Below are 5,488 nucleotides of genomic sequence, written 5' to 3'. Positions count from 1 at the left end.
GGCCTGGACATGCCTGGCCCAGGACTCGCGCCGCGCGTGCATCGTTTCCATGTGAATCCCCTGCTGAAAAATACAGAGGATGCGGGCAGGGGTGCTCGAGGAGAAGGTGGGCGGGCTGGACGCTTACGATCAAGCCAGATAAAAATGCGGCCAACTTGATCAAGTTCATGCTCCCACCACGTGACGAATGACGTACACCGTTGCAAAGCCGGCGAACATAAAGCACATCGTTGCCGTGATGGATCGGGCTGACAGTCGAGAGATCCCACAAACTCCATGACCGCTAGTACAGCCAGAGCCGTAACGAGTTCCAACGCCTACGAGCAGCCCCGCAATAATCAGAGTGGGCCACTCAGCCCTAATCTCGATTTGCGGCAAAACGTTAAATGCTCCCCATAACAATGGCGCAAGCAACAGACCAAGAAGAAATAGCGCCTTTTCGCTCCAACCCTCACTGCCAAATTGCATCACGCTTCCAATCAAACCACTGATGCCTGCGATGCGACCATTTGCGAGAACGAACAAGCTCGCAGCCAACCCAATCAGGACGCCTCCGCCTAATGAAGCCCAAGGTGTGAAGTTGATCCAATCAATGCTCATCTTGCATCTCCTCCACGAGAGTGCTTGTAAATCGCTACGAGGCAGCAGGCAACATTCGTATCCGTAGGCTTAGGTCTAACCGCTCAGCTGCTTATTTTTCGCCGCAGATGAAGGCAGCGAAGTAACTATTTCGGTGCGACAAGTATCGAGTATTTCATCAGCGAGAGGAGAGTCATCCGGGCAAGCCCGCGACAACATGACCGCACCGATTGCATGCGCTAGCAGGTCGATCATCTTCGCTCGGGCTTCTTGCTTCGTCACACCCAGGCACGTTTGGTACTTTTCCTCGAGGGCTGAAAGCGTGTTTTCAACACCATTGGCGAAAGTAGCCTTCAGATCATCTGACTGACGGGCCGCGTCACCACAAAGCGCTGCCATGGTACAGCCCATTCCTCTCCCATCTCTGTGATCCCTCGACACGTAAAGATTCACAAAATCCGCAACGTCGAGATCGCAGGTACTAGATAAGGATTTTGCCAAGCTATTTTGAGCTGCTTCGGCCATCAAATCAGACTTGGAAGCAAAGTGTTTGTAAAACCCTCCATGAGTAAAACCGGCAGTGGCCATCAGTTCCGCAACACCCACGCCATCGTAGCCACGCTCACGAAATAGCTCTGAAGCTGTCTCCACGATATGAGCTCGATTGGCGATTGATTGCGCCTTGGTGACCTTCATTCCTTACTCCTAGGCATGGTAGACAATGCCCGGACTATACTCTGATGTCGATCACAATCAAAACAGTTGACACCTTTGATTATGATCGACATCATTAATTCCATGCAGGCGTCATTGCTGCGAATTCGCAGATGGCAGTCATTGATAAACGACTATGGAATCGATATGCCCGAAAAGACCTTGTTTGAGCCCTGCACGCTCGGCTCGCTGACACTTTCTAACAAAATCGTAATGGCACCGCTGACACGAAACCGTGCTGGGTTGGGTTTTGTGCCGAGCGAATTGGCCGCAACTTATTACAGTCAGAGAGCATCCGCAGGCTTGTTGATTTCCGAGGCGACCCAGATCTCGCAGCAAGGTCAGGGATATCAAGACACGCCAGGGATTTACACCCAGGCGCAGGTAGAGGGATGGCGTGCAGTAACTGAAGCCGTTCATGCGAAAGGCGGACACATCTTCCTGCAGCTATGGCATGTCGGACGTGTTTCCCACGTCGACCTTCAGCAAAACGGTGCTGCTCCGGTAGCACCTTCTGCCTTACGCCCTGCGACAAAGGTATTCGTTAACAATAGCTTCGAGGATGTATCAGAACCGCGAGCCCTCGATATCAGCGAGCTGCCAGGAATTGTTAACGACTTCCGTCTGGCTGCGGCGAACGCAATTGCAGCTGGTTTCGACGGTGTAGAGATCCACGGCGCAAACGGCTATTTACTTGATCAGTTCCTCAAGGACGGCTCCAACATTCGCACGGATGCATACGGTGGCTCGATTGAAAACCGTGCTCGATTACTGCTTGAGGTCAGTGCTGCTGTCGTGGACGAGATCGGTGCTGATCGAACGGGAGTTCGTATTTCCCCAGTCTCTCCTGCCAACGGCGTTTCCAGCAGCGATCCGCAGCAACAGTTTGAGTACGTCGTCGACCAGCTCAATGCTCTGAACCTGGTTTATCTGCATGTGGTTGAAGGTGCGACTGGCGGGCCACGCGACGTCGTCCCTTTCGATTTTGGTTCCCTACGCCAGCGCTTCAAACATACCTACATTGCCAACAACGGCTACGACCTGAATCTAGCCACCTCCCAACTCAACGAAGACAAAGCTGACTTGATCGCTTTCGGACGTCCGTTTATTGGCAACCCTGATTTGGTAGAGCGCCTCAAGAGCAACTCCACCTTGTCTGCATTCGACCCTACTACTCTGTATGGCGGCGGTGCAGCGGGCTATACCGACTATCCAACGCTCGCCGACTCCAGCTCTGTACATGGCTGAGACTGAATCGTCTATCGACATCCATTGAAGAGCATCATTTTATGAGCCTCCCTGAAACCGTACTGATTACTGGCGCATCTACTGGCATTGGTGCGACTTACGCCGAGCGTTTTGCCCGGCGCGGGCACAACCTTGTTTTGGTCGCCCGTGACAAAAGCCGTCTAGAAGCTTTGTCCTCAAGCCTGCGCGAGCAACACGGTGTTGCCATTGACGTGATCCAGGCTGACCTGACTCAAGCCAACGATTTAACGACGGTCGAAGCTCGCCTTCGCGATGACGCCAGTATCGGCATCCTTGTGAACAATGCCGGAGCCGCTCAATCAGGCACCTTTATTGAGCAATCCACGGACAGCGTTGCAAACCTGGTCGCACTTAACACGACTGCGTTGGTGCGACTCGCCAGCGCCATCGCGCCGCGCTTGGCGCTGGCGGGTAATGGCTCAATTATCAATATTGGCTCGGTCGTAGGCCTGGCACCGGAATTCGGGATGAGCGTCTACGGCGCGACAAAGGCTTTTGTCCTGTTTCTTTCGCAAGGACTAAGCCTAGAACTCTCACCTAAAGGTGTCTACGTGCAAGCTGTGCTCCCTGCGGCCACCCGCACTGAAATCTGGGAACGTGCAGGCATCGACATCAACACCTTGAGCGAAATTATGGACGTGGGCGATCTGGTCGATGCCGCACTGGTCGGTTTTGATCGTAGCGAGCCGGTGACTATTCCGCCCCTACAAGAAGCCGCTCACTGGGATGCTTTGCAGACTGCTCGCCAAGCGTTGCTGTCAGAGATCCGCCAATCCGCCAGTAGCCGAACGCTATAAAGCAGAGGTGTGATTTGTCATGCAACAGACGCTCATCTGCTGTTCTGAAACCAAGAGTGTTTGTTGCGCACTTTCTTTACTCACCTATCTGCCCCCGGGCACGGTGTGCACATGATCACTGAAGCCAAAACTCGTCCCACTGAATCGCAAACGCTGTACACCCGTACCGCGAATCTGTGGGTCAATGTCGAAGGAACAACATTTGCCTACCGGGACGTGGGGCCTAGAGAAGGTGCGCCACTTGTTCTGTTGAATCACTGGGGCGCAGTCTTGGATAACTTCGACCCTCGCATCGTTGATGGTTTGGCTCATAACCGACGCATCATTGCCATCGACTATCGAGGAATCGGCGCTTCTGGTGGCACTGCCCCTTTGACCATCAGTGAAATGGCAAGCGACGCAATCGCCTTAATACGCACGCTAGGATTTCAGAAAGTCGACCTTCTGGGCTTTTCACTGGGCGGGTTCGTGGCACAGGAAATTGCATTGAAAGCCCCCGAGCTAGTGCGAAAGCTCATTCTGACCGGAACAGGGCCAGCGGGCGGCCAAGGCATCGACAAAGTGTGGTCTGTCTCGTGGCTTTTGATGCTGAAGGGGCTTATTACATTTCGCGATCCTAAGTTTTATCTTTTCTTCACTCAGTCGGCTAATGGTCAGAAAGCCGCGCACGCGTTTTTGAAGCGGCTGAAAGAGCGAAAAAAAGAGCGTGATAAAGGCCCAACCCCATCAGCTTTCTTGCGACAACTCAAGGCAATCACCGCATGGGGTCGCCAGATGCCCCAAGATCTCAGTCTCATAAAGACTCCAACACTGATTGCCAACGGTGACAGCGACATCATGGTGCCCACTGTGAACTCGACTGAGTTGGCGCGACGCATCCCAAACTCGAAGCTGATTATCTACGAGGACGCTGGGCATGGCGGAATTTTTCAGTACCACGCTGACTTCGTCACCAAAGCCTTGGCATTCCTAGACTCCTGAATAAGAACCTCAAGGCAGTTAGGTATCGCCAGCTTCCACGCCCACGCTCATCTTTTAAGAGTTACATCATCATGAAAGCTTTTTTTATCGAACGATATGGTAAGAGCGGTGGACGTATCGGTGAATTACCTGATCCGGTTGTAGGCACCAACGACGTTTTGGTTCAAATAAAGGCCACAAGCGTCAATCTTCTGGACTCCAAGATCAGAACAGGAGAATTCAAACAAATTCTTCCTTACAAATTTCCTTTGATATTGGGGAATGATTTGGCCGGCGTTGTGGTTCGCGTCGGGCCTGGTGTTCGCCAGTTCAAAGCCGGCGACGAAGTGTATGCGCGGCCTCCGCAGAATCGTATTGGGACTTTTGCCGAGTTTATTTCTGTAAATCAGAAATCTTTAGCGCTGAAACCTCGGAACGTCAGTATGGAACAAGCGGCCTCGCTACCCTTGGTAGCGCTGACGGCATGGCAGGTTCTAGTGGAATGTGCCCACTTGAAGAAGGGCCAAAAGGTGCTGATTCACGCGGGCTCGGGAGGTGTGGGGAGCATTGCTATTCAACTTGCCAAGCACCTGGGCGCTTTCGTTGCTACTACCACAAGCACGTCGAACGTTGAGTGGGTAAAAGCGCTTGGGGCAGACATAGTAATTGATTATAAAAAACAGAATTTCGAGACTGTCCTAGACGGCTACGACGTCGTACTTAACAGCCTGAATGCAGACACTCTCAAAAAATCACTGCAGTGCCTCAAGCCTGGAGGTCAGCTCATATCCATCTCTGGCCCGCCGACGCCTGAGTTCGGAGAGGCGCAGGGGCTGTCTTGGGCCGTCAAGCCAATCCTACGTTTGCTTAGCCTTGGCATCCGTAGAGCGTCTCGCAAAACCGGGGTGAAATACTCATTCGTTTTCATGCGCTCAGACGGCGCACAACTAAGTGAAATTACTGCATTGGTCGAATCGGGCGCAATCAAACCGATTATCGATAAAGTCTATCCATTCGCCTCAACCGCTGATGCACTCACGTACTTAGAACAAGGGCGATCAAAGGGAAAAGTAGTCATCACCGTCGCGTAACCCGCCCTTGGGTAAGACAGTAAATGGGACATAAAAACTTTAAAGAAAAGGGCTTGGCCGTTGTTCTAACTACTGGGG

General features: G+C 52.6%; 5 protein-coding genes and 1 pseudogene. 4 read left to right on the top strand and 2 right to left on the bottom strand.

What is annotated here, in order from left to right; genetic code table 11:
• Positions 1-165: 165 nt before the first annotated feature.
• Positions 166-600, bottom strand: a complete 435-nt coding sequence (locus tag GIW04_RS27345) for a YeeE/YedE family protein (RefSeq protein WP_032894861.1) — start codon at positions 598-600, stop codon at positions 166-168.
• A gap of 75 nt (positions 601-675) precedes the next feature.
• Entirely contained in the window at positions 676-1,275 is a 600-nt protein-coding gene (locus tag GIW04_RS27340) for a TetR/AcrR family transcriptional regulator (protein ID WP_032894862.1), read from the bottom strand.
• A 165-nt stretch (positions 1,276-1,440) separates the two neighbouring features.
• Here GIW04_RS27340 and GIW04_RS27335 point away from each other — a divergent pair, with 165 nt between their 5' ends.
• From GIW04_RS27335 to GIW04_RS27320, 4 genes and pseudogenes are all read left to right on the top strand, one after another.
• Positions 1,441-2,541 carry an alkene reductase gene (locus GIW04_RS27335; RefSeq protein ID WP_032894863.1) on the top strand — a complete coding sequence of 367 codons (1,101 nt, stop codon included), beginning with the start codon at positions 1,441-1,443 and terminating at the stop codon, positions 2,539-2,541.
• Positions 2,542-2,582: 41 nt separating this feature from the next.
• Positions 2,583-3,372: pseudogene (locus GIW04_RS27330) on the top strand (SDR family NAD(P)-dependent oxidoreductase).
• 98 nt (positions 3,373-3,470) lie between these two features.
• Positions 3,471-4,340 carry an alpha/beta fold hydrolase gene (locus GIW04_RS27325; RefSeq protein WP_047338273.1) on the top strand — a complete coding sequence of 290 codons (870 nt, stop codon included), beginning with the start codon at positions 3,471-3,473 and terminating at the stop codon, positions 4,338-4,340.
• Between the two features lie 71 nt (positions 4,341-4,411).
• Entirely contained in the window at positions 4,412-5,410 is a 999-nt protein-coding gene (locus GIW04_RS27320; RefSeq protein WP_032894867.1) for an NADP-dependent oxidoreductase, read from the top strand.
• Positions 5,411-5,488 lie beyond the last annotated feature (78 nt).

Source organism: Pseudomonas sp. PA-4-8C (genome assembly GCF_021606625.1).
Classification (GTDB): Bacteria; Pseudomonadota; Gammaproteobacteria; order Pseudomonadales; family Pseudomonadaceae; genus Aquipseudomonas; species Aquipseudomonas lactis.
The sequence above is the reverse complement of the archived record's forward strand: the minus strand, read 5'-3'. Positions and strand labels throughout refer to the sequence as shown.